General features: G+C 72.0%; 22 protein-coding genes and 1 pseudogene. 6 read left to right on the top strand and 17 right to left on the bottom strand.

Annotated elements, in window-relative coordinates; all coding sequences use genetic code 11:
* Nucleotides 1-29: 29 nt before the first annotated feature.
* The 5 genes from QM611_RS01095 to QM611_RS01075 all read right to left on the bottom strand — a co-directional run bounded on the left by QM611_RS01095 (nucleotide 30) and on the right by QM611_RS01075 (nucleotide 5,553).
* Entirely contained in the window at nucleotides 30-1,682 is a 1,653-nt protein-coding gene (locus QM611_RS01095; RefSeq protein ID WP_415078044.1) for an ABC-F family ATP-binding cassette domain-containing protein, read from the bottom strand.
* 233 nt (nucleotides 1,683-1,915) lie between these two features.
* The gene (locus QM611_RS01090; protein ID WP_415078043.1) at nucleotides 1,916-2,950 is read right to left on the bottom strand and encodes an alanine racemase; all 1,035 of its coding nucleotides are present in this window, start codon (nucleotides 2,948-2,950) and stop codon (nucleotides 1,916-1,918) included.
* Nucleotides 2,947-3,618: an alanine racemase C-terminal domain-containing protein gene (locus QM611_RS01085; protein ID WP_415078042.1), complete on the bottom strand. Its 672-nt coding sequence runs from the start codon at nucleotides 3,616-3,618 to the stop codon at nucleotides 2,947-2,949. Before QM611_RS01085 ends, QM611_RS01090 begins: the two co-directional genes overlap by 4 nt.
* A gap of 158 nt (nucleotides 3,619-3,776) precedes the next feature.
* Nucleotides 3,777-4,757 carry a TauD/TfdA family dioxygenase gene (locus QM611_RS01080; protein ID WP_415078040.1) on the bottom strand — a complete coding sequence of 327 codons (981 nt, stop codon included), beginning with the start codon at nucleotides 4,755-4,757 and terminating at the stop codon, nucleotides 3,777-3,779.
* Between the two features lie 148 nt (nucleotides 4,758-4,905).
* Complete coding sequence (locus tag QM611_RS01075) at nucleotides 4,906-5,553, bottom strand: alpha/beta hydrolase (RefSeq protein WP_415078039.1); 648 nt, start codon at nucleotides 5,551-5,553, stop codon at nucleotides 4,906-4,908.
* 182 nt (nucleotides 5,554-5,735) lie between these two features.
* On the opposite strand from QM611_RS01075, the gene QM611_RS01070 reads away from it, so the two are divergent.
* Nucleotides 5,736-6,323: a DUF4916 domain-containing protein gene (locus tag QM611_RS01070; protein WP_415078038.1), complete on the top strand. Its 588-nt coding sequence runs from the start codon at nucleotides 5,736-5,738 to the stop codon at nucleotides 6,321-6,323.
* Nucleotides 6,324-6,332: 9 nt separating this feature from the next.
* Nucleotides 6,333-7,466 carry a trans-sulfuration enzyme family protein gene (locus QM611_RS01065; RefSeq protein WP_415078036.1) on the top strand — a complete coding sequence of 378 codons (1,134 nt, stop codon included), beginning with the start codon at nucleotides 6,333-6,335 and terminating at the stop codon, nucleotides 7,464-7,466.
* Here the strand turns inward: QM611_RS01065 and QM611_RS01060 are convergent.
* From QM611_RS01060 to QM611_RS01050, 3 genes are all read right to left on the bottom strand, one after another.
* Complete coding sequence (locus tag QM611_RS01060; RefSeq protein WP_415078035.1) at nucleotides 7,448-8,533, bottom strand: threonine aldolase family protein; 1,086 nt, start codon at nucleotides 8,531-8,533, stop codon at nucleotides 7,448-7,450. The genes QM611_RS01065 and QM611_RS01060 overlap by 19 nt on opposite strands.
* Nucleotides 8,534-8,633: 100 nt before the next feature.
* On the bottom strand, nucleotides 8,634-9,395 hold the full coding sequence (locus tag QM611_RS01055; protein WP_415078034.1) for an SDR family NAD(P)-dependent oxidoreductase: 762 nt from the start codon (nucleotides 9,393-9,395) through the stop codon (nucleotides 8,634-8,636).
* The gene (locus QM611_RS01050; RefSeq protein WP_415078033.1) at nucleotides 9,388-10,821 is read right to left on the bottom strand and encodes a DUF6421 family protein; all 1,434 of its coding nucleotides are present in this window, start codon (nucleotides 10,819-10,821) and stop codon (nucleotides 9,388-9,390) included. The genes QM611_RS01055 and QM611_RS01050 overlap by 8 nt, the downstream gene beginning before the upstream one ends.
* Before the next feature lie 73 nt (nucleotides 10,822-10,894).
* Between QM611_RS01050 and QM611_RS01045 the strand changes: the two genes are divergently transcribed.
* A complete protein-coding gene (locus tag QM611_RS01045) occupies nucleotides 10,895-11,341 on the top strand; it encodes an Lrp/AsnC family transcriptional regulator (protein WP_415078032.1) in 447 nt (148 codons plus the stop codon).
* Between the two features lie 130 nt (nucleotides 11,342-11,471).
* Here QM611_RS01045 and QM611_RS01040 read toward each other — a convergent pair whose 3' ends face one another.
* From QM611_RS01040 to QM611_RS01010, 7 genes are all read right to left on the bottom strand, one after another.
* Nucleotides 11,472-12,638, bottom strand: a complete 1,167-nt coding sequence (locus tag QM611_RS01040; RefSeq protein ID WP_415078031.1) for an ABC transporter substrate-binding protein — start codon at nucleotides 12,636-12,638, stop codon at nucleotides 11,472-11,474.
* Nucleotides 12,639-12,715: 77 nt separating this feature from the next.
* A complete protein-coding gene (locus tag QM611_RS01035; protein WP_415078030.1) occupies nucleotides 12,716-13,480 on the bottom strand; it encodes an ABC transporter permease in 765 nt (254 codons plus the stop codon).
* A gap of 26 nt (nucleotides 13,481-13,506) precedes the next feature.
* Nucleotides 13,507-14,376 (bottom strand): ABC transporter ATP-binding protein, encoded by an 870-nt coding sequence (locus QM611_RS01030; protein WP_415078029.1) that lies wholly within the window; start codon nucleotides 14,374-14,376, stop codon nucleotides 13,507-13,509.
* A complete protein-coding gene (locus QM611_RS01025) occupies nucleotides 14,373-15,227 on the bottom strand; it encodes an ABC transporter permease (RefSeq protein ID WP_415078028.1) in 855 nt (284 codons plus the stop codon). The genes QM611_RS01030 and QM611_RS01025 overlap by 4 nt, the downstream gene beginning before the upstream one ends.
* A gap of 134 nt (nucleotides 15,228-15,361) precedes the next feature.
* Nucleotides 15,362-16,393, bottom strand: a complete 1,032-nt coding sequence (locus tag QM611_RS01020) for a TIGR03842 family LLM class F420-dependent oxidoreductase (RefSeq protein WP_415078027.1) — start codon at nucleotides 16,391-16,393, stop codon at nucleotides 15,362-15,364.
* Between the two features lie 2 nt (nucleotides 16,394-16,395).
* Nucleotides 16,396-17,832: a dihydropyrimidinase gene (gene hydA, locus QM611_RS01015; RefSeq protein ID WP_415078026.1), complete on the bottom strand. Its 1,437-nt coding sequence runs from the start codon at nucleotides 17,830-17,832 to the stop codon at nucleotides 16,396-16,398.
* 1 nt (nucleotide 17,833) lies between these two features.
* Complete coding sequence (locus QM611_RS01010) at nucleotides 17,834-18,682, bottom strand: nitrilase-related carbon-nitrogen hydrolase (protein ID WP_415078025.1); 849 nt, start codon at nucleotides 18,680-18,682, stop codon at nucleotides 17,834-17,836.
* Between the two features lie 206 nt (nucleotides 18,683-18,888).
* Between QM611_RS01010 and QM611_RS01005 the strand changes: the two genes are divergently transcribed.
* Together QM611_RS01005 and QM611_RS01000 are read left to right on the top strand one after the other, a co-directional pair.
* Complete coding sequence (locus tag QM611_RS01005) at nucleotides 18,889-20,133, top strand: sensor histidine kinase (protein WP_415078024.1); 1,245 nt, start codon at nucleotides 18,889-18,891, stop codon at nucleotides 20,131-20,133.
* The gene (locus tag QM611_RS01000) at nucleotides 20,130-20,756 is read left to right on the top strand and encodes a response regulator (RefSeq protein WP_415078023.1); all 627 of its coding nucleotides are present in this window, start codon (nucleotides 20,130-20,132) and stop codon (nucleotides 20,754-20,756) included. The genes QM611_RS01005 and QM611_RS01000 overlap by 4 nt, the downstream gene beginning before the upstream one ends.
* A gap of 12 nt (nucleotides 20,757-20,768) precedes the next feature.
* Here QM611_RS01000 and QM611_RS00995 read toward each other — a convergent pair whose 3' ends face one another.
* Nucleotides 20,769-21,701, bottom strand: coding sequence for a diacylglycerol/lipid kinase family protein (locus QM611_RS00995; protein WP_415078022.1), 933 nt, complete (start codon nucleotides 21,699-21,701; stop codon nucleotides 20,769-20,771).
* 137 nt (nucleotides 21,702-21,838) lie between these two features.
* On the bottom strand, nucleotides 21,839-22,348 hold the full coding sequence (locus tag QM611_RS00990; protein WP_415078021.1) for a hypothetical protein: 510 nt from the start codon (nucleotides 22,346-22,348) through the stop codon (nucleotides 21,839-21,841).
* Between the two features lie 34 nt (nucleotides 22,349-22,382).
* On the opposite strand from QM611_RS00990, the pseudogene QM611_RS00985 reads away from it, so the two are divergent.
* A pseudogene (locus tag QM611_RS00985) lies at nucleotides 22,383-22,802 on the top strand (hypothetical protein); the annotation flags it as partial.

The following is a 22,802-nucleotide window of genomic DNA, read 5'->3' as shown; positions in this document are numbered from 1 at the left end:
CGCGACCGCGCAACGGTCGGCAGACAGGCTCAACGGCGCACGGCGATTCCCTCGGGTCCGAGCTCGAGCGTGGCGTCGAGCCCGAGCCGGTCGAGGAACACATCGTCGTGGCTCACGACGAGCACGGCTCCGCGGTACGCTCCGAGCGCCTCGACGAGCTGGTCGACGGTGTCGAGGTCGAGGTTGTTCGTCGGCTCGTCGAGCACCAACAGCTGCGGCGGCGGGTCGGCCAGGAGCAGCCGCGCCAGCGCCACGCGGAAGCGCTCGCCGCCGGACAGCGATCTGACCGCGCGATCGACCGTCGCGCCGCGGATGAGGAACCGGGCGAGCCGGTTGCGCACGTCGGCGGGAGGCGCGTCGGGCGCAGCCGCGCGCACGTTCTCGAGCACGGACGCGTCGTCGTCCAGCCCGTCCACGCGCTGCGGGAGGTAGCCGACCCGGTCGGTGTGCGCGACGACGGCGTCACAACTCAGTCTCGGCGCAACGGCGCGAGCCGCGACTCCCGTGTTTCCGCGCCGGCCGCCCGTCGCCCGAGGCGGGAAGGCGGAGTTGTTGCACGCACTCGCGACTAGCCACTCCAGCGCCGTCGTCTTGCCGATGCCGTTGGGGCCGATCAGGGCCACGCGCTCGGGTCCTTGCACCGTCCACGGCCCGAGCGTCGCGATGCGGCGGGCGGCGGGCACGCCGGGGTCGGGCAGGTCGATGCGCACGGCGTCGTCGTCGCGCACGCGGCGCTCGGCTGCGTCGAGCGCGTCTCGCGCCGCCGACTCCCGATCGGCCATGTCGCCGCGCAGCTTGCCTGCAGAGACCTGCGCGGAACGCTGCCGCAGCTTCGCGACCGCGCGCGGCACGCGCTTGTTGACGCGGGCCCTCTTGCCGACCGAGACACGCCGGGCCAGCTTGGTCTCGTTCTCGATGCGCTCGCGCTTCTCGCGCCGCACGGCCTGGGCGGCGGCGCGCTCGGCTTGCCGGGCGGCACCCTGCTCGGTCTCCAGCCACTCGCGCCACGCGGAGTACGGGCCGCCGAACACCGACAGCTCGCTGCCGTACAGCTCGGCGGTGTCGTCCATGAGGTCGAGCAGCGCGACATCGTGGCTGACCACGACGAGCGCGCCGCGCCATCCGCGCACCTGCTCGTACAGCCGCGCGCGGGCCTCGCGGTCGAGGTTGTTGGTCGGCTCGTCGAGGAGCGTGATCGGCGCGCCCCGCAGTCGGATGCCGGCGACCGCCGTCAGCACGGCCTCGCCGCCCGACAGCTCCCCGACGCGGCGGTCGAGGGCGTCGGCGGCAAGGCCCGCCTCGGCGAGCGCGACGGTGGCGCGCGCCTCGACGTCCCAGTCGTCGCCGACAGCGTCGAAGTGCCGCGGGCAGGCGTCGCCCGACTCGATGGCGCGCAGCGCGAACAGCGCGTCGGCGATGCCGAGCAGCTCGGCCACGGGCCGGTCCACCTCGAGCGTCAGCCGCTGGGGGAGGTACGCGACATCCCCCGTCGTGACAATGTGTCCCGACGTCGGGGCGAGCTCGCCCGCGACGAGCCGCAGCAGCGTGGTCTTGCCGGAGCCGTTGCGCCCGACCAGTCCCGTGCGGCCGGCGCCGAACGAGCCGGACGCGTGGGAGAGCGCGATCGTGCCGTCGGGCCACGCGTACGAGACGCTGTCGAGCGTGATGGATGGGTGTGGCATCGGGTCCTCGGATGTCAGGCGTGCTGACACGGGGCCGGATGCCGGAACGGCGAGGTGGGATCGACGGTCAGCGCGCGAACGGACTGCGGAAGCAGCGGTTCGGCTGGGCGCGCGACACGTCGGGGATCGACGGATCAGCGCGTCACAGCGCGACGGCGATCTCTGTCATGTCATTCCTCACGTCGGGAACAGGGCCGCGGCCAGTTTACCCGCCGCGCCCGCCGCGGGGCCTGCTACACGTAGACGCGGGGGACCAGGGGTGAGACCCGCACGATAATCTCCTCGCCCACGGTGCCGATCGCCTCGGCGAGGGTGGTCACCGATGACTCCTCGAGGTCTCCGGGCCCGAACACCGCCACCTGGTCGCCGACCGCGGCGCCGGGCCATGAGCCGACGGTGAGCGACGTGCCGCGCACGGCCAGCAGCGGCCGCGCCCCACCCGGGGTGCCCACCGCCGCGCGACCGGCCAGCGTGGACGGCAGCCCGTCGAGCGAGCCGTACGCGACCTCGACGGTGTCGCCGTCGACGCGCGTCACCGGCGCGAGCAGTGTCGCGGCCGGCACGACGCCGCACAGCGCCGGCCCGTCGGTGGAGCGGATGCCGTAGCTGAACGCCCCGAACCGCACGAGGTCGTGGCGGAACTCGCTGCGCGCGAAGCCCGCCGCGCTTGCGGCGAGGTGCAGCACCTCGGGCCGCAGGCCGGCGTCTCGGGCGACGGCGACGGCGGCCGTGTACTCGGCCCGCGCCTGGTCGTCGGCCTCGTCGCTCGTCTCGGCGATGTGGCTCCAGACGCCGACCACGCGGATGTCGCCTCGCGCCTCCAGCTCGGCCGCGCGCGCGACGACCCCGGCCCAGTCCTCGGGGCGGATGCCGTTGCGGTGCAGCCCGGTGTCGATCTTCAGGTGCACGCGCGCGGCCCGCCCGGCCGACACGGCGGCGACGTTCTCGAGGTAGCCGGCGTCGCCGACGCCGAGGTCGAGGCCGGCGTCCAGCGCGACGGCGATCTCGTCGCGCCCGACCGTCACCCACGAGAACACGCGGGCGCCGGGCCCGGCGGCGGCGCGGGCGCGCACGCCCATCGGCACGTCGAACGCGCCGAACCACTCGACGCCGTGGGCCGCGGCCGCGGCGACGACACGGTCGATGCCGTGCCCGTACGCGTCGTTTTTGACGACGAGCATGAACTGCGCCGGCGCGACGCGCGCGCGCAGCGTGTCGATGTCGGCGAGGATGCGGCCGAGGTCGACGCGCAGGACCGCCCCGGTCACGCCACCGCCTCCCGCCGGACGCGAAGGCCGAGCGCGCACACGAGCTCGGCCGCGGTGAGCCCGGTCGCATCCTCCCACTCCTCGAGCGCGTCGCGCGCGGGGCCCTCTCCGCCGAAGTAGACGACCTCGTCGCCCGGCTCGACGGGGGCGTCGCCGACATCCACGACGCAGACATCCATCGCGACGCGGCCGACGACGGGATGCCGTGCCCCGCCGATCTCGACCGAGACCCGGTTGCCGAGGCCGCGCGCGACGCCCTGACCGAAGCCGCCGGAGACCAGCGCGATGCGCGTGTCGCGCTCGGCGATGTGCGTGTGGTTGTACGAGACGCCCTCGCCGGCGAGCAGCCGCTTCAGCGACAGCACCGAGCCGGCGAGACGCATGACGGGCGCGCCGTCGCCTCCGGGCAAGCCATAGAGAGTGCGGCTGTCGAGGGTGGGGGAGGCATCCGTCTCGGTCACCCCGGCCGCCGTGCCCGGCTCGTCGACCCGCGCGAGACGGACGCCCGCCGCGGCGAGCGCGGACGCTACGGTCTCGATGCCGTGGCCGAAGGCGTCGCGGCGCAGGTCGGCGACGGCATCCGTCCCTGCCTGCGCCGCCCCTCGCCGCGCGTTCGCCTCGAGGGCTCCGCGCGAGATCGTCGCGCGAAGTGGGCCTATCTCAGCCATCGTCTCTCCCGTGCTGGAGGGTGCTGCGCTTCTGCGAAATCTCCTGATCCCGCGCCGTCAGGCCCATCCGTCGGGCAACGTCCTGACCGCGCGAAATCCCCTGATCTGAGAAAACCAGGATAGGGCGTGCGCCCCGCACCTCGCGGCCGACAGGCGCGTCAGGCGTCGACGAGCTCGTTCTCCACGACGCGCGCGTGATTGATGCGGCGATCGGTCGACCGACCCAGGTCGTCGGAGATGATGACGCGCTGCAGCCACCGGTCGGTGCCGTCGTAGCGGGGCTCGAACGGGGTGCGCGCGTGCATCACGCGGCGGTTGTCGAACAGCAGGATGTCGCCCTCGCCCAGCGTGACGTAGATGCCCGCGTTGTCGGCGCCGTCGTGGAACGACTGCAGCGCGGCGGCGGCCTCGTCGTCGCCGGCCACCGCGGCGGCGCAGTCCATGTCGATGCGGACGAAGCGCTTGCCGTCGTCGCCGTAGAGCGCGGGGCCCTGCACGCCGTCTTCGGGGCGGCCGGTGCCGCCTGACGCCTTGTCGATGCCGTGCATGTAGCGGGGCTGGCGCAGCACGGCCTCGTCCTCGGCGGACAGCGGGATGCGGTCGACCGGCGCGAGTGCGGTCTGCACGCGCTCGTCGCCGCGCACGCAGAGCAGGCCGACGAACTGCGGGTGCGCGTCGTCGAACGCGTCCTCCGAGTGCCAGTCCAGCAGGCTCCTGCTGCCGGTGCCGACGGCGTCGTACTCGTGGCCGGGAACAGGCGACACGTTCTGGATGAGCGCGCCGCGGTGCTGGCGGGCGAACGAGAACACCTCGCCGGCGACCGACGCGAAGGCCAGCAGCGCCGCCTCGGTGTCGGGGTCGCGGTCCTTGTGCTCGAACGCGACCGGGTCCTGCGGGCTCTCGCCCATCGTGTCCTGGTCGACGACCATGCCGTGGAAGAGGATGCCGCCGTCCGGAACCTCCGCGCGAGCGAACTGCTGGATCAGCTCGACGGTCTCGGGGTCGGCCTCTTCCAGCGCCGCCTTCGCGGCCTGCAGCAGATCCTCGAATGCGGCGTCGTCGGTGTAGATGTTGCGTCGCCCGCGGGCGACCTCCGCGAAGATTGCTGCTACTTCAGGCTTGATCTGCCGTTCGATCACGAGACTTCCTTTCCGCTCTTGCGGATAGACGGGGTTGCGTGGGGAGTATACCCAGCGAGGCTGGAACGTCCTCCCGCGCATGGATAGAAGTAAGTATTGCCTAACTACCTGAGTGAAAGGTCCGCGTCGCGCCGCGAACAGCGCGGGGTCACTGCCCGCCGTCCAGGCGGCGCTCGAGGAACGCGCGCACGTCGGCCGCCTCCTGGTCGGAGATGCTGTGCGTCAGGCCTGGGTAGACGCGACCGCTCAACTCGCTGTGCGCGGGCAGCCACTCGGTCGTGTGCGCGACGAGGAACTCGGGGATGATGTCGTCCCGCGAGCCGCGGCCCCAGAACACGGGCGGACGGATGCGGGCGAGCTCGCCGTCCAGCGGCAGCTCGCCCGGCGTGGCGTAGCCGCTGAGGTTCACCGCGAACGCGAAGCGCTCGGGGCGCAGCCGCATCGCCTGCAGCGCGATCGCGCCGCCCTGCGAGAACCCGAGGAGCCCGACGCTGTCGGTGTCGGCGACGTCGTCGATGAAGGCGTGCAGGGCGGAGGCGGCGGCGGTCACGTGCGACGGGTCCCTGCTCTCCAGGCCTTCGATCGGGTACCACGAGTAGCCGGGGGTGGGCCACGGCAGGCCGAGCGGCGCTCGCGGAGCGGCGAGCACGAACTCATCGGGCAGAAGCGGGCGCAACCCGAACAGGTCGCGCTCGTCGGCGCCGTATCCGTGCAGCAGCACGAGGAGCGGCCGGCCCGCGCGCTCGTGCGGCTCGTGCGACCACAGCGCGGTCGTCAGCGGCGGGATGTCAGGCATCCCCTCAGTCTGGCAGGCCCGCTTCGCGCGACTGAAACCCGCAGTCGCGCGTGCGACTCGCGTGCGCGACTGCGGAAGACGACCGCGCGACCGGAATGCAGGGCCGGGCGGCCGTCGGGCGCGAGGGTCGAGAGTGTGGGGAGCGGGCGTGGCGAGCCGCGCCGATGCGGTAGAACAGGAGCATGTCTGTGCGCACGCCCGACCCCGAGCCCGCGGGCGACGACCCCTTCGGCCCGCCGCACGGCAACGCGTCGAATCCGGCGTGGCTGAGCGACGTCGAGCTCGCCGAGGCCCGCCGCCGCCTGCCGATGCTGTATGTCGAGGGCGTGCCGGTGCGCGTGGACGGCGTGGGGCAAGTGACCGAGGTCGGCATCCTGCTGCGGGCGACGCCGCTCGGTGAGATCGTGCGCACGATCGTGTCGGGCCGCGTGCGCTACGGCGAGACCGTGCGCGACGCGCTGTTCCGGCACCTGGAGAACGATCTGGGGCCGATGGCGTTCCCGCTGCTGCCGCCGCAGCCGACGCCCTTCACCGTCGCCGAGTACTTCCCGATACCGGGCGTCTCGGCGTTTCACGACGAGCGGCAGCACGCCGTCTCGCTCGCGTTCGTCGTGCCTGTCACCGGCACGTGCGAGCCGCGCCAGGATGCGCTGGAAGTGACGTGGATGTCGCCAGCGGAGGCTGCCTCTGACGCGCTCGCGGCCGAGATGGAGGGCGGCCGCGGCATCCTCGTGCGCCTGGCTCTCGCGAGCGTGGGCGCGTTGCGCTGAGGAGGCCCCATGGACTGGACGAAACGAAGCCTGCTTGTGCAGGCGCTCGGGCGGATCGACGAGGCGACGCGGGCGGTGACTCCGCCGATCCACGTGTCGTCGACGTACATCCGCGACCCCGACAATCAATACCGCTCGGGGAATATATACGGCCGCCCCCACAACGAGACGGTGCGCGAAGTCGAGGCGGTGCTGTCGATGCTCGAGGGCGCCGCGGCATCCCTGGTCCTCGGATCCGGCATGTCGGCGGCGACCGCTGTGTTCCTCGCGCTGCGCCCCGGCGATCACGTGGTGGCGCCCACCGTCATGTACTGGGCCCTGCGCGGCTGGTTGCGGGGCGACGCGGCCGAGTGGGGCCTGGACGTCGACTTCGTCGACACGAGCGACCTCGACGCGCTGCGCGCGGCCGTGCGGCCCGGCGCCACGAAGCTCGTGTGGGTCGAGACGCCGTCGAACCCGATGTGGTCGGTGACCGACATCGCGGCAGCCGCCGAGATCGCCCACGCCGCCGGCGCGCGGCTCGCCGTCGACTCGACGGTGGCGACGCCGATCCTGACGCAGCCGCTCGCGCTCGGCGCCGATCTCGTGATGCACTCGGCGACCAAGTACCTCAACGGCCACTCCGACGTCATCGCCGGCGCCCTGTGCACGGCGCGCGAGGACGAGTTCTGGGAGCGCGTGGCGCGCGTGCGGTCATCGCTCGGGCAGATCCTCGGCCCGCTCGAGGCGTTCCTGCTGCTGCGCGGGCTGCGCACGCTCGACCTGCGCGTGCGGGCGGCGAGTGCGTCGGCCCTGCACGTGGCCACGCGCTTGGCCGGCGATCCGCGTGTGCTCGACGTGCTCTACCCCGGCCTGCCGGAGCACCCGGGCCACGCCCTCGCGGCCCGGCAGATGGCGGGCGGCTTCGGCGGAATGCTGTCGATCCGCGTGCGGGGCGGGGAGGATGCCGCGATCCGCGCCGCGGCCCGTGTGCGGCTGATCAAGCGGGCGACCTCGCTCGGCGGTGTGGAGTCGCTCATCGAGCACCGGGCCTCGATCGAGGGGCCCGGCACGCCGTGCCCGCCCGACCTGCTGCGTGTGTCGATCGGCATCGAGTCGCCGGAAGACCTCGTCGCCGACCTCGATCAGGCGCTGTCGGCGTAGGCGCTTCCGAGGTGGGCGCGCAGCGCCGCCAGGAACGCGTCGATGTCGGCCTCGGTGGTGTCGAAGCTGCACACCCAGCGCACTTCGCCTTTCGAGGCGTCCCAGTCGTAGAACATGAACTGCTCGCGCAGGCGGTCGGCCACGCCCGGCGGCAGCGACGCCAGCACGGCGTTGGCCTGGGTGCGCTGCGTGAACTCGACACCGTGCATCGAGCCGTCGGCGAGGCCCTGCTCGATGCCGCCGCGCAGGCGCTGCGCCATCGCGTTGGCCTGCCGCGCGTTGCGCAGGTGGAGGTCGCCCTCCAGCAGCGCGAGCAGCTGAGCCGACACGAACCGCATCTTGGAGGCGAGCTGGGTCTGGTGCTTGCGCAGGAAGATCATGCCGTCCGAGGCATCCGCGTCCAGCACGACGACCATCTCGGCGCCGAGCGCGCCGTTCTTCGTCGCGCCGAAGCTCACGACGTCGACGCCGACGTCGCGCGTGAACGCCCGAAGCGGCAGGTCGAGCGACGCGGCGGCGTTGGACAGGCGCGCGCCGTCCATGTACACGCGCATCCCGCGCTCGTGCGCGTACGACGTGATGTCGCGCACCTCGTCGGGCGTGTACAGGGTGCCGAGCTCGGTCGACTGCGTGAGGTAGACCACGAGCGGCTGGGCGCGGTGCTCGTCGCCCCAGCCCCACGCCTCCTGCGCGATGAGGTCGGGCGTGAGCTTCCCCTCGGGAGTGGGGATCGTGAGCAGTTTGATGCCGCCGGACTTCTCCGGGGCGCCGCCCTCGTCGGAATGGATGTGGGCCGTCTTCGCGCACACCACTGCGCCCCAGCGGGGGAGCATCGACAGCAGCCCGACGACGTTCGCTCCCGTGCCGTTGAACATCGGCCACGCCTGCGCGCCCTCGCCGAAGTGGTCGGCCGCGACCTCTTGCAGGCGGGCGGTGTAGTCGTCTCCGCCATACGCGCCCTGGTGGCCGCCGTTGGCCGCGGCGATCGCGGCGAGCACTTCGGGGTGCACGCCGGAGTAGTTGTCGGAGGCGAAGCCGCGCGCGGTCGGGTCGTGGAGTGTCGTCACGGTGTCTCAGCTTACTTTCGCCGTCGCAACTCAGTCTGTTCGCCCGCGGGCGGCGCGGAAAGGCCCAGGAACGGGGGTGTCGGGCGCCGCGCAGACTGAGTTATGACGGCGCCAGCTCGATAACGGTGTCGTTGACGACGGCTGCGTCGGCCGACCACAGCGCGACGAAGGCGTCGGCGAGCGAGTCCTCGATGCCGGCGAGCGATTTCACGCGGAAGACGACCGATGCCGCGCGCAGCGGCTGCTCGGCATCGCGCGCTGCTTTCGCGAAGCCTTGGGCGACCGCGCGCATCCATGCCTCGCTGGCGGCTTTGACGGCGGCGTAGTTCGCGCCGCCGGCAAGTGGCCGGGCCACGGCGGTCGACGAGACGATCGCGGTGCGGGCAGCGTCTGACGCGCGCAGGTCGTCGTCGAACGCGCGGCTCACATGCCGCAGCGCGGTGAGCGAGTGCTCGAGCACACGGAAGTCGTCGTCGGTCTGGCCCGCGAGGCCGCCGCCGCCGCGCCAGCCGCCGACCAGGTGCAGGATGCCGTCGACCCGGCCGACCTCGTGGCGCACCCGCATCGCGAGCTCGAGCACCGCGTCGTGGCAGGTGAGGTCGCAGGCCTCGGCGCGCGCGCCGAGGCCTGCGAGAGCTGCGAGCTTGGCGGGGTCGTGGCCGACGGCCACGACCCGGGCGCCGGCGGCCAGCAGCGCACGGGTGGCGGTGTGACCGCTCGCGCTCGTCGCGCCGGCGACGAGCACCGTGCGGCCGGAGAGCCGCCGCGTTTCGTCGCTCGCCGGCCCTTCGACAAGCTCAGGGGCCGGGGCGGGCTCCGGGGCCGGGGCGGGCTCCGGGGCCGGGGCGGGCTCGTCAGGCATCCGTGGCCCGGATGCCCGCCGTCGACTCGATCACCGGGCGCATCTTCTTCTCCAGCGCCTCGTAGAACATCGACAGCGGGAACTCGTCGTCCAGCACGGCGTCGGTGTAGCCCTTTGGGGCGCCGGCGAGCACCTCGTCGGGCAGCCCGCGCGCCCACGCCGACGCCGGGTGCGGCGTCAGCGTCGCGCGGACCAGCTCGTAGGCGGCGAGCCAGTGCGCGACCTTCGGCCGGTCGATCGAGCGCCAGTACAGCTCGTCGATCGCCTCGCCGAGCGCGACGACCGCGGCCGGGACGTTGTCCCAGTCGAAGTCGAGCGCCGTGTCGGTCCAGTGCAGCACGTCGCGCTGGTGCAGCCACGCGAACAGCAGCTGGCCGCCCAGCCCGTCGTAGTTGCGCACGCGCGACCCGGTGATCGCGAACCGGAAGATGCGGTCGAAGATCACGGCGTACTGCACGAGGCCGGCCTGGCGCAGCGTCTCCTCCTCGACGGCCGACAGCGGCTCGACCGCCTCGCCGGCCGCGGCGGCATCCTTCCGCTCCTGCAGGCGCTGTTGGATCGCGACGCACTCGCGGAACGCCGTGAGGTCGCACCGCAGCTCTTCGAGCGAGTACAGGAAGTACGGCATCCGCTGCTTGATCATGAACGGGTCGAACGGCAGGTCGCCGCGCATGTGCGTGCGGTCGTGGATGATGTCCCACATCACGAACGTGTGCTCGGCGAGCTCCTGGTCGTCGAGCATGCGGGCGGCCTCGGCGGGCAGCTCGAGCTTGGTGATCTCGGATGCCGCGCGCACGACGCGCCGGTAGCGGGCGGCCTCGCGGTCTTGGAAGATCGCGCCCCACGTGAAGGCGGGGATCTCGCGCATCGCGACGGTCTCGGGGAACAGCACGGCGCTGTTGGTGTCGTAGCCGGGCGTGAAGTCGACGAGCCGCAGGCTCACGAACAGGCGGTTGGTGTACTCGGTCTCCAGCTGCGCGATGAACTCCGGCCAGATGACCTCGACGATGAGCGCCTCGACGTGGCGGTCGCGCGACCCGTTCTGCGTGTACATCGGGAACACGACGAGGTGGCGGATGCCGTCGACGCGCTGCTGCTGCGGCTGGAAGGCCACGAGCGAGTCGAGGAAGTCGGGCACGCCGAAGCCGGCGTCGGCCCAGCGCTCGAAGTCGCGGACGGATGCCTCCAGGTAGGCGGCGTCGTGCGGGAACCGCGGGGCGAGCTCGCGAATCGCGTCGACGACCGTGTCGACGAGGGCGCGGGCGGCGGCGTGGTCGCTTCCGATCGAGCCGTCCTGCGCCTGCAGGCCCTGCAGCGCGGTCGCGGCCTCCTTCAGGCACAGCCACGCGGCAGACGTCTCGACGGCGTCCTCCAGAACCTCGGGCTCTCCGACGATGGCGCGCGTGTCGTGTGCGGTCATGGGCATGGGAACCTCCGATCCGGATCAAACGCCGGAAAGTTTCCGGCGGTGAATGTGTTCTACCGGTATTCTTCCATGTATGAACGATCCTGTCGATCGGGCGATCGTCGCCGAGGTCTCGCGCGACGCGCGCGCGACCCTCGCCGACATCTCCGCCGCCGTCGGGCTCTCCGTCTCGGCGGTGCAGACCCGGTTGCGCCGGCTGGAGAGCGACGGCGTGATCGCCGGCTACTGCGCGGTGCTCGACGCTGAGGCGGTCGGCAAGCCGCTGTCCGCGTTCGTCGAGATCACGCCGCTCGACCCGGGGCAGCCCGACAACGCGCCCGAGCTGCTCGAGCACCTCGCCGAGATCGAGGCGTGCCACTCGATCGCCGGCGAGGCGAGCTACATGCTGTTCGTGCGCGTGGCATCCCCTCGCGCTCTGGAGTCGCTGATCCGCGACATCCGCGCCGCCGCGTCGGTGAACACGCGCACGACGATCGTGCTGCAGACGTTCTACGAGCACCGCCCGATCGCCCCGGCCTGACGAGCCGAAACCCGCCCGACGCGTCGAGACCCGCCCGTGTGGAGCGGGTTTCGACGCGTGGAGCGGGTCTCGGCGCAACGGGCGGGTCCGAATCGGACCCGCCCGCCACAACGTCCGCGTCAGCGACGCGTCACTGGCCGCCCTCGGTGAGCGTCACCTCGATCGGCGTGTACTCGCCGCCGACCTCGACGCCCTCGGCCTTCAGCTCGTCCAGCGCCTTCTGGATGTACTCGTTCGAGAATGCCGACTCGGGCGGGTCGGTCGTGATCAGGTTCAGGCCGTCCTGGTTGGTGGCCGCCAGCGCGCCCGCGACGGTCTTGTCCCACGCCGCCTGGTCGACGAGGCCGAAGTCCGCTCCGGTCCAGATGAGCTTGTTCGTCTCGTTCATCATCCACTCCTGGTGCACCGGGCCGACCGGGTAGGCGGCCTCGGCGTTGGAGGCGATGTCGTACACGATCTCGGCCGCCTCGGCCGGGTTGTCGCGCGCGAAGAGCCAGCCCTTCGTGACCGCCTTGAGGAAGCGCACGGCGGCGTCGGCGTACGCCGGGTCCTTCAGGCGCTCGGTGTCGGCCCAGATCGCGTCTTGCAGCATCGCGCCCTCGGTGTCCTCGTACGAGACGACGTTGAAGTCCTCGGGCTGGTACAGCTCGCCGGTGTCGGGGTTCACAACCTCGAGGATCTGCGCCCACTCGTTGTACGTCATCGCCTGCGCGGCGTCGACATCCTTGTCCAGCAGGGCGTTCATGCTGAAGTCCTGCGTGACGATCTCCACCGTCGTGGAGTCGAGGTTCTCGGCGGCCATCGCGGCGAAGATCTCCCACTCGTTGCCGAAGCCCCACGAGCCGATCTTCTTGCCCTCGAAGTCGGCGACGCTCGTGATGCCCGAGTCCTTCCACGACACCTGCAGCGTGCCGGACTTCTGGAACACCTGGGCGATGTCGGTCAGCTCGACGCCGGACGCCTCGAGCGTGCCGAGCACCTTTGGCACCCACGCCACCGCGAAGTCGGCCTCGCCGGCCACGAGCGCGTCCTGCGGCACGATGTCGCCGCCGGACGGGATGATCTCGACCTCGTCGAAGCCTTCGTCGGCGAAGTAGCCCTTCTCCTGCGCGACGTAGTAGCCGGCGAACTGGGCTTGCGGCAGCCACTGCAGCTGCAGCTTGATCGACGTGATCGGCGTGAAGTCGTCGCCGGACGACTCCGCCGGAGTCGACGAGCCCGAGCACGCCGAGAGCGCGAGGGCGGCCGCGGCGGCCGTGGCGGCGGCCGCGAGGCCGCGCCGGATGCTGTGTCTCATTGCTGTGTTCCTTTCGGGTGTGGCTCTCGGCTCGTTGCCGGGCTCGAGGGCCGGGTGGTTTCAGGGGCGGGTGCGAGTCAGGACGATCGCCTCCTCGTCGAGAGCCGCTCCAGCAGCGCGGTCACGAGGAAGAACGCGAGCCCGATCAGGATGCCGCCGCCGACGTACGCCCACGCCAGCGCCGCCCGGCCCGACTTCGCGTACGTGGCGATCGCCGTGCCGACGCCGTCGGCGGGTCCGCCGAAGTACTCGGCGACGAGGGCGGAGATGACGGCGAGGGATGCCGCGATCCGCACCCCCGTCATGAGGTACGGCATCGCCGTCGGCAGCGTGAGCACGCGGAAGGACTGCCCGCCGGTGGCGGCGTACGCGCGCAGCAGGTCGCGGTGCACGGGCCGGGTCTGGCGGAGCCCCCGCAGCACGTTGACGAAGACCGGGATGAACGCCGCGATCGCCGCGACCGCCTGGCGGCCGAACTGGCTGGAGGCGCCGAACATCGTGTTCAGGATGGGGGTGACGGCGACGATCGGGACGACGGCGAGCGCCGCGACCAGCGGCGCCAGCATCCCGTCGATCGCGCGAACGGATGCCGCCAGCCCGGCGAGCACGATCGCCAGGACCGCCCCGGCGACCAGGCCGACGAGGGCGTTGACCCCGGTCACCCCCATGTCGTCGGAGATGATGCCCCAGCGCAGCGCGAACTCCCGCCCGATCGCGATCGGGCTGGGGAGCATGCGCGGCGCCGCGGCGAGCACGTCGACGTAGACGATCCACAGCGCGACCCCGATCGCCCCCACCGCGATCGGCGCGGCGACTTTGAGCCACGCCGGCGGCGCGGCCATCGGTCCCTGAGCCGGTCGAAGGGCTGTCATCGCTCGTTTGCCCTCTCGACGGGGGCGCCGTGCAGCGCCTCGCGCACCGCCGTGACGCGGTCGAAGTAGGCGGGCGACTCGCGCAGCGCCTCGTCGCGCACGCCGTCGAACCGCGACTCGACGATCGTGGTGATGCGGCCGGGCCGCGGGCTCATCACCACGACCCGGTCGGAGAGGAACACCGCCTCGGGAATCGAGTGCGTCACGAACACGACCGCGGCGCCGGTCTCGGCGGCGATGCGCGCCAGTTCGGCTTGCAGGTACTCGCGCGTCATCTCGTCGAGGGCGCCGAACGGCTCGTCCATCAGCAGCAGGCGGGGGCGCGCGGCAAGCGCCCGCGCGATCGCGACGCGCTGCTGCATCCCGCCGGACAGCTGGTCGGGGTAGTGGCCGGTGAACTCCGACAGGCCGACCAGCTCGACGAGCTCGGCGACGCGGGCGTCGCGCTCGGCGCGGGCGGTGCGGTGCAGCTCGAGGGGGAGAGCGATGTTGGCGCCGACGGTGCGCCACGGCAGCAGGCCCGCCTGCTGGAACGCGATGCCGTAGTCCTGGTCGATGCGGGCGCGGCGGGCGGGCTTGCCGAAGATCTCGAGCTCGCCCGACGACGCCGCGTCGAGGTCGGCGATCAGGCGCAGCAGCGTCGACTTGCCGCAGCCGGACGGCCCGATGAGCGACACGAACTCGCCCGCGGCGACCTCGAGCTCGACGTCGGTGAGCGCGACCACATCGCCCTTGGCCGTCGGGAACACCTTGCCGACCCCGGCCGCCCGCACGGCGGGCGCCGTGCCATCCTGCCCCTGCCCCGTCCCCTGCCCCTGCCCCGTCCCCTGCCCCTGCCCCGTCCCCTGAGCCTGTCGAAGGGTCATGCCGTCGCCTCTCCTCTGCGGTAGTTCCTCAGCCACACGCCCACGAGCGCCACCGAGCCGGCGGCGACGAGCCCCAGCGCGATGGAGCCGAACATCGGGCCCCACGGCGCGGCCGGGTCGCTGGATGCCTGCCCCGCGAGCTGGATGAGCATGCGTCCGATGCCGCCGCGCATCCCGATCGACACCTCGGCCACGACCGCGCCGACGACGGCGTTCGCGGCCGCCAGGCGCAGCGCGGGGATGAGGTGCGGCACGGCCGCCGGCAGGCGCAGGCGCAACAGCGTGGACCAGTATCCGGCGGCGTACGTGCGCATGAGGTCGAGATGGATGGCGTCGGGCGAGCCGAGCCCGCGGAGCATCCCGACCGCCACGGGGAAGAACGCCAGATACGACGCGATGACGGCGACCGACAGCCATTGCGGCCAGGGGAAGGCATCCCGGTCGATCTGATTGCCGATCGCGTTGACGACCGGCGCGAACGCGATGAGCGGGACGATCTGGCTCACGACGATCCAGGGCAGCAGGCCCCACTCCACGACGCGCCAGCGCTGCATCACGACGCCGAGCGCGACGCCGACGGCGACCCCGATGACCCAGCCCGCCGCGGCGATGCCGAGCGTGATGAGGGCCGCCGTGGCGACCGACACCCACAGCGGGGGAGTGTCGCCGCCGCTGGTCGGGGCGAACAGGCGCGCGATCATGTCCCACACGTGCGGCATCGCACGATCGTGCGTGCGCGGCAGGATGACCAGCTCGCCGACCGAGACCCCCTCGGCGGGCCCGAGGAGCTTGTACCCCTCCCATATCCCGACCACCGCCGCCACCCCCACGGCCCCCCACAGCACCGCCACCCCGCGCCGCCCGCCCTTCCGCCGCCGAGGGAACAGCCGGTCGCCGAGGGGTAGGGAAGCTCCCTGTCCCACGGCGACCGGCTGTTCTCTCGCGGAATCGGGGTCGGCGGCGGCGGTGGGCGGCGGCGGGGTCGTCATGCCTTGGCCGTGATGTGTGTGGACAGGGCCGGGATGACAGTCTCGCCGTAGACGCGGAGCGTCTCCTCCTTGTTGTCGTGCTGTAGATAGCCGGCGAACTGCGTCACGCCGAGGTCCTTCAGCTGCTGGAGCTTCTCGATGTGCTGCTCGGCCGTGCCCAGCACGCAGAAGCGGTCGACGATCTCGTCGGGCACGAAGTCGACGTGGTCGTTGTCGGCCTTGCCGTGCGTGTTGTAGTCGTAGCCGGTGCGGCCCGCGATGTAGTCGGTGAGCGCCTGCGGCACCTCCCCGCCCCCTGAGCCTGTCGAAGGGCCGTACTTCGTCACGATGTCGGCGACGTGGTTGCCGACCATGCCGCCGAACCACCGGCACTGGTCGCGCATGTGCTGCCAGTCGTCGCCGATGTACATCGGAGCGGCGACGCAGAACGCGAGCGAGTCGGGGTCGCGGCCGGCGGCCGCGGCGGCATCCTTCACCGTCTTGATCATCCACGCGGCGATGTCGACGTCGGCCAACTGCAGGATGAAACCGTCGCCCACTTCGCCTGTGAGCTTGAGCGCCAGCGGGCCGTACGCGGCGACCCACACGTCGAGCTCGGATCCTTTGCTCCACGGGAACTGCAGCGTCGACCCCTTGTACTTCACCGGCCGCGAGTTCGCGAGCTCGCGGATGACGTGGATCGACTCGCGCAGCTCCGACATCGAGACGGGCTTGCCGTTGGTGACCCGCACCGCCGAGTCGCCGCGTCCGATGCCGCAGATCGTGCGGTTGCCGTACATCTCGTTGAGCGTCGCGAACACCGACGCGGTCACCGTCCAGTCGCGCGTGGCCGGGTTCGTCACGAACGGCCCCACCGTCACCCGCCGCGTCTCGGCGAGGATCGCCGAGTAGATGACGTACGGCTCCTCCCACAGCAGGTGCGAGTCGAAGGTCCACACGTGGCTGAACCCGTGCGCCTCCGCCAGCTTGGCGAGCTGGACCACGCGCGAGGCGGGCGGATTGGTCTGCAGAACGGCTCCGAAGTCCATGCTCACACCAGATACTGGCTCAGGCCGCGCTTGACGAACCGCCCGTCGCCCTTGGCGCCAAGGTACTCGCCGCCGTCGACGATGACCTTGCCGCGCGAGATCACGGTGTCGACGTGCCCGTCGATCTCGAAGCCCTCCCACGCGGAGTGGTCCATGTTCATGTGATGGGTGTTGTTGTACCCGATCGAGGTGTGGCCGTTGGGGTCGTACACGACGATGTCGCCGTCCGCGCCGGGCTGGATGACGCCCTTCTTGCCGTACAGCCCGAACATCCGTGCCGGCGTCGTCGAGGTCAGCTCGACCCAGCGCTCCAGCGTCAGCTCGCCGGTCACCACTCCCTGGTACATGAGGTCCATGCGGTGCTCGACCGAGCCGATGCCGTTCGGGATGGCGCGGAAGTCGCCGAGTCCGAGCTCTTTCTGGTCCTTCATGCAGAACGGGCAGTGGTCGGTCGACACCATCTGCAGGTCGTTCGTGCGCAGCGCCTGCCACATGTGGTCCTGGTGGCCCTCGGCGCGCGAGCGCAGCGGCGTCGAGCACACCCACTTCGCGCCCTCGAACGCGCCCCACTCGTCGCTGGACGCGCCCAGCTGCTCCTCGAGGGACAGGTACAGGTACTGCGGACACGTCTCGCCGAAGACGTTCTTGCCGGCATCGCGCGCCCACGCGATCTGGGCCACGGCCTGCTTCGCGCTCACGTGCACGATGTACAGCGGCGCGCCCGTGACATCCGCCAGCATGATCGCGCGGTGCGTCGCCTCCTCCTCCAGCTGCCACGCGCGGGCGATGCCGTGGTAGTACGGGTCGGTCTTGCCCTGCTCTGCCAGCTGGGCGGCCAGCACGTCGATGGCCGGTCCGTTCTCGGCGTGCATCATCGTGAGCAGCCCGGTCTCGCGCGATACCTGCATGGCCTTGAGCACTTGCGCGTCGTCGGAGTAGAACACGCCCGGGTAGGCCATGAAGAGCTTGAAGCTCGACACACCCTCGTCGAGCAGCCCCCGCATCGCGGCGAGCGAGTCGTCGTCGACGCCGCCGATGATCTGGTGGAAGCCGTAGTCGATCGCGCAGTTGCCGGCGGCCAGCTCATGCCAGTGGGCCAGGCCGTCCTGCACGCGCTCGCCGTAGCGCTGCACCGCGAAGTCGATGATGGATGTCGTGCCGCCCCACGCCGCCGCGCGCGCGCCGGTCTCGAACGTGTCGCTCGCGCTCGTGCCCCCGAACGGCAGCTGCATGTGCGTGTGCGCGTCGATGCCGCCCGGGATGACGTACTTGCCGGCGGCGTCGACGACGGTGTCGACGGTCGTTTTCAGATCGGCGCCGAGCAGCTGCGAGCCGGGCGCGAGCACGGCGGCGATCGTCTCGCCGTCGATGAGCACGTCGGCCGCGCCGCGGCCGGTGGCCGAGACCACCGTGCCGCCGGTGATGAGTGTCGTCGCCATGTCAGGCCTCCGCGATCTTGCCGTAGCTGTCGGGCCGGCGGTCGCGGTAGAACTGCCAGTCGTCGCGCATCTCGCGCACCATGTCGAGGTCGAGGTCGCGCACCAGCAGCTCCTCGTGCTCGCCCGAGCCCCGCTCGCCGACGAAGTTGCCGCGCGGGTCGATGACCTGGCTCGTTCCGTAGAAGTCGACGGCGAGGTCGCCGTACTCGTTGTCCTCGCGGCCGACCCGGTTGGGCTGGAGCACGAAATAGCCGTTCGCGACCGCCGCGGCCGGCCCCTCGACCTCCCACAGCCGGTTGCTGAGGCCCGGCTTGGTGGCGTTCGGGTTGAACACGATGTGGGCGTCGTTCAGGCCCAGCATGCGCCATCCCTCCGGGAAGTGCCGGTCGTAGCAGATATACATCCCCACCCGGCCGACGGCCGTCTCGAACACCGGGTAGCCGAGGTTGCCGGGGCGGAAGTAGAACTTCTCCCAGAAGCGGTCGAGGTGCGGGAGGTGGTGCTTGCGGTACTTGCCGAGGATCGTGCCGTCGGCGTCGACGAGCACCGACGTGTTGTAGTACACGCCGGTCTCGGCCTCTTCGTAGATCGGGAGCACGGTGACCAGGCCCAGCTCCTTGGCGAGCGCGGCGAAGCGCTGCACGATCGGGCCTTCGGCCGACTCGGCGAAGCGGTAGTACTTCTTGTCCTGGGTGATGCCGAAGTACGGGCCGTAGAAGAGCTCCTGGAAGCACACGACCTGCGCCCCTTGGGCCGCGGCATCCCGCGCGAAGCCCTCGTGCTTGTCGAGCATCGACTCTTTGTCGCCAGTCCAGGTGGTCTGGCTGATGGCTGCTCTCACCGTCGTCACTGCTGCCTCCGTTTGATCGAGCGCGGCTCGGGACGCCGCGCGTATCGCGGACCCGGGGGAAGCCGTAGCCGTTCTTGGATACTGGCGTTACCGCGTTTCCCCACCGTTTCAGACTGTGACGCATCCGTAAACCCTCATCTTTGGAGGCGGGGTGGATACATCGGAAGACGGATGCCTGCGGCACAGCGCTCACGTAGCGTGAGAGCGTGTTCCGCGAGCTGAAGACGCACCAGATCGTCGTCGACGCGAGCGTGGCCGCGCTGCTGTTCCTCGTGACGCTGCCGTGGACGCTTGCGCCGAGAAGCTTCGGCAGCTGGAGCATCGCGGCGCGCTACGCGGCGATGGGCGCCGACGTGCGCTCCGCGATCGTCGTCGCGCTCGTGCTGTGCGTCGCGCTCGCGGTGCGACGGCTCAGCCCCGCCCTCGCGCTCGGCGTCGCGTGGGCAGGCGCCGTGCTGCAGATGGGGCTGGGGCTGCTGCCCCTGCCTGTCGACGCGGCGGTGTTCGGCGTGCTGTACGCGACGGCCGCGTACGGCACGCGCGTGGTCTTCTGGGCGGGGCTCGGGTCGTCGTTCGTCGGCGCCGCCGCTGTCAGCGTGTACGTGGTCGTGCCGTCCACCGGTGCTTTGTGGTCGGCCTCCGCGCTCGTGCAGCGCCTCTTCGTGCCGGGGATCACCATGTACGCGGCCGCCGTGCTCGCGCTGCTGCTGTCGTGGACCGTCGGCGCGCTCGCGCGCAGCGCGATCCGGGGGCGCGAGAGCCGGGCCGCGCGCGAGCGGGCGGAGGCGGAGACGGTCGCGGAGCAGGAGCGCGTGCGCATCGCGCGCGACATGCACGACGTGGTCGCCCATTCGCTGGCCGTGGTCATCGCGCAGGCCGATGGGGCGCGCTACGCCGCGGCATCCGATCCTGCCGCCGCAACCGCCGCGCTGGACACGATCTCGGCGACCGCGCGCGTCGCCCTCTCCGACGTCCGCGGCCTGCTCGCCGGGCTGCGGCACACGCAGGGCGACAGCCCGCAGCCGACGCTCGCCGACCTCGAGGCGCTGTACGCGCGGGTGCGGGCTGCCGGCATCGACCTGAGCGTCGACGTCGACCCCGCGCCGCGCGGCGAGGTGGGAGCGGCCGTGCAGCTGGCGGTGTACCGGATCGTGCAGGAGGCGCTGACCAACGCGCTGCGCCACGGCGACGGCGGCCCCGTGGCGGTCGGCCTCGCGTGGCACGCCGACCGCGTCGAGCTCGTCGTGCGCAACCGCGTCGATTCGCCCGCTCGCGCGGGCGAGCTGAGGGGGCACGGGCTGATCGGCATGCGGGAGCGGGCGCAGCTCGTGGGCGGGCGGCTCGAGGCGGGGCGGGATGCCGGGGACGCGGGCGGGTGGTTCGTGGTGCGGGCGACGATTCCGCTCGGTCACGCGGCCGCGCCTCCGGGCGCGGCAGGGGGCGCGCTGTGATCCGGGTCGCGCTCGTCGACGACCAGGCGCTGTTTCGCGCCGGCATCCGCATGCTCGTCGACTCGCAGCCTGACCTCGAAGTCGCCGGCGAGGCGTCGAACGGCAGCGAGGGCGTCGCCCTCGTGCGCGCGACCCGGCCCGACGTCGTGCTCATGGACATCCGGATGCCGGTGCTCGACGGGATCGCCGCCACCGCCGAGCTGCTGCGCGACCCCGACCCGCCGCGCATCGTGATGCTCACGACGTTCGACCTCGACGAGGCGGCCGCGCGCGCGATCCGCCAGGGCGCGAGCGGGTTCCTGCTCAAAGACGCCGAGCCCGAGTTCCTGCTCGCCGCGATCCGCACCGTGCACTCCGGGTCGGCCGTGATCGCGGCATCCGCCACGCGAGAGCTGTTCGCCCAGTTCGGCGGGCAGCCTGCCGCCGCGTACCGCGACCTCACCGATCGCGAGCAGGAGATCTTCGCACTCGCCGCCCGTGGCCTGTCCAACGCCGAGATCGCGGCTCGCGAGTTCCTCTCCGAGGCGACCGTCAAGACGCACATCAGCCGCATCCTCGGCAAGCTCGGACTGCGCGACCGCGTGCAGCTCGTCGTCTTCGCGTTCGACCACGGCCTGGCGTGAGCCGCCGCGGCATCACCGCACGCGCAAAGCTCCGGGCTCGACGCGCACGCGGAACCGCGAGACCGTGCCGATCTCCTCGCCGTCGACCTGGAACGGCTGCGGCTCGCTGAGCTCGACCTCGATCGCCTCGACCGACACGTGCTCGGTCGACTCCGTGCTCTCGGCCGGCTCGTCGCCCCTGCCGAGGAGGCGCTTGATGCCGTTGTCCCACACCACCGACTTGACGGTGTCGAGCCACTGCAGCGCCCCTTCCGAGCTCACCATCAGGACGTCGAGCCGGCCGTCGTCGACCTGTGCGTCCGGAAGGATGGCGAGCCCGCCCTGGATCGTGCCGCAGTTGCCGACGAGCACCGTGTGCGCCTCCAGCTGCTCGGACGGACGGTCGTCGAGCGTGACGGTGAGCGGCACGACGTCGGCGGCCGCGAAGGCGCGGCCCATCGCCTCGACGTACGCGAGCCATCCGGCGCGGGCCTTGAGGTCGTCGTCGGTCTCGACGAGCATCTGCGCGTCGAGGCCGAAGCCGACCATCACGGCGAACCCGCGTTCGTGTGATTCGCTGTCGACCGTGTACTCGACGCGGCCGAAGTCGATGGCGCGGCCGTTGGCGTCGCGGACGTGCCGCACGGCGGCCGCCACGTCGTCGAGGGGCACGCCGAGGTTGCGGGCCAGCAGGTTGCCCGTGCCCTGCGGCACGATTCCCAGCTCGACCTCGGAGCCGGCGAGCGCCTCGGCCACCGCGCGCACCGTGCCGTCGCCGCCGACGGCGATCACGACGCCGCATCCGGCTGCGATCGCGCTCTCGGCCATGCCGCGCCCCGGATCGTCCTCCGACGTCTCCCACCACGCGACGTCGGCGTCGCCGAACGCGTCGGCCACCGCGCGCCGCAGTTCGCCCTCGTCGGCTTTCGAAGGGTTCCAGACCACACCGATGGATGTCTCAGCCATGACACCACTCTGCCCCTTCCCGACGCTGATGTCGCGGGATCATCCCGGGGACGTACGCGGATGCCCCTCGGCGACCGCCGTGCTCACGCTCGTGCCGCGACACGACTGGCCACCCGCGTTGCGCCGGTGGCGGGCCCTCACCGCGTCGCGGGGGCCGGGTCGTGGGCCCAGCCGGGGGCGAGGGCGCGCACGCGCGCGCCGCGCCACTGCCACATCGCCCACAGCGTCGGCCACACGAGCGGAGCCATCGCACCGCCGATGACGAGCCGGTCGCGCCACAGTGTGCGGCCCGGGTCGCCGGGCGCCGGCGAGACGGCGATCTGGTGGTCCCACACGTCGAGCCCCGCGAGCGGGCCGGAGATCGGGATGCCGCTGTCGCGGAGGATCCGCACGGGCGCGCCGTCGCGCGGCTCGGCCGTGGTGCGGTCGCTGACGTGGATCAGCTGCCGGCCCAGCGGCACGCCGCCGACCGACAGCGCGACGCCGGCCTCGTCGCCCGGGGCCCAGCTCGTCGGCAGCCCGCCGGGATCGAGCGGCTCGAGGTCGATGAGCGGACCGTAGAGCTCAGCGACAGCGCGAGGCGAGTGCAGCGCGCGCCACGCGGCATCCACATCGCAGTCGATTGTGAACTTCTGCAACACCCGCATCCGCCCAGTCTCGCACCGGAGCTACGCTGATTCGATGCCGTTCGACCAGTCGCGCTATCAGGTCAGATTCGAGTGGGGCGCCGATGGGCTCGCGCGGCTCGCGCCCGCGGACATCGTGGTCGTGGTCGACGTGCTCGGGCTGTCGACGACGGCGACGGATGCCGCCTCCCGCGGCGAGCCGGTCGAGGCCCCTGCCGAGGCCCCGGCCCCTGCCTTTGAGCCGGCCCCTGCCCCTGCCGCTGGGCCGGCCCCTGCCCCTGCCGCTGGGCCGGCCCCTGAGCCTGTCGAAGGGCCGCCCACGCCCGCGAACGGCGCCGAGGTCGTGGCGGCCGCCGCGGCATCCGGCGCTCTTGTGCTCGCGGGATGTCTGCGCAACGCGAGCGCCGTCGCCGGCGCCGTGCTGGCCGAGCAGGCGCGCCGCGCCGCGCGCACGAGCGTCGCGGTGGTCGCCGTG

It is taken from the genome of Microbacterium sp. (assembly GCF_047606685.1).
Taxonomy (GTDB): Bacteria; Actinomycetota; Actinomycetes; order Actinomycetales; family Microbacteriaceae; genus Microbacterium.
This window is presented reverse-complemented; position numbering and strand designations above follow the sequence as displayed.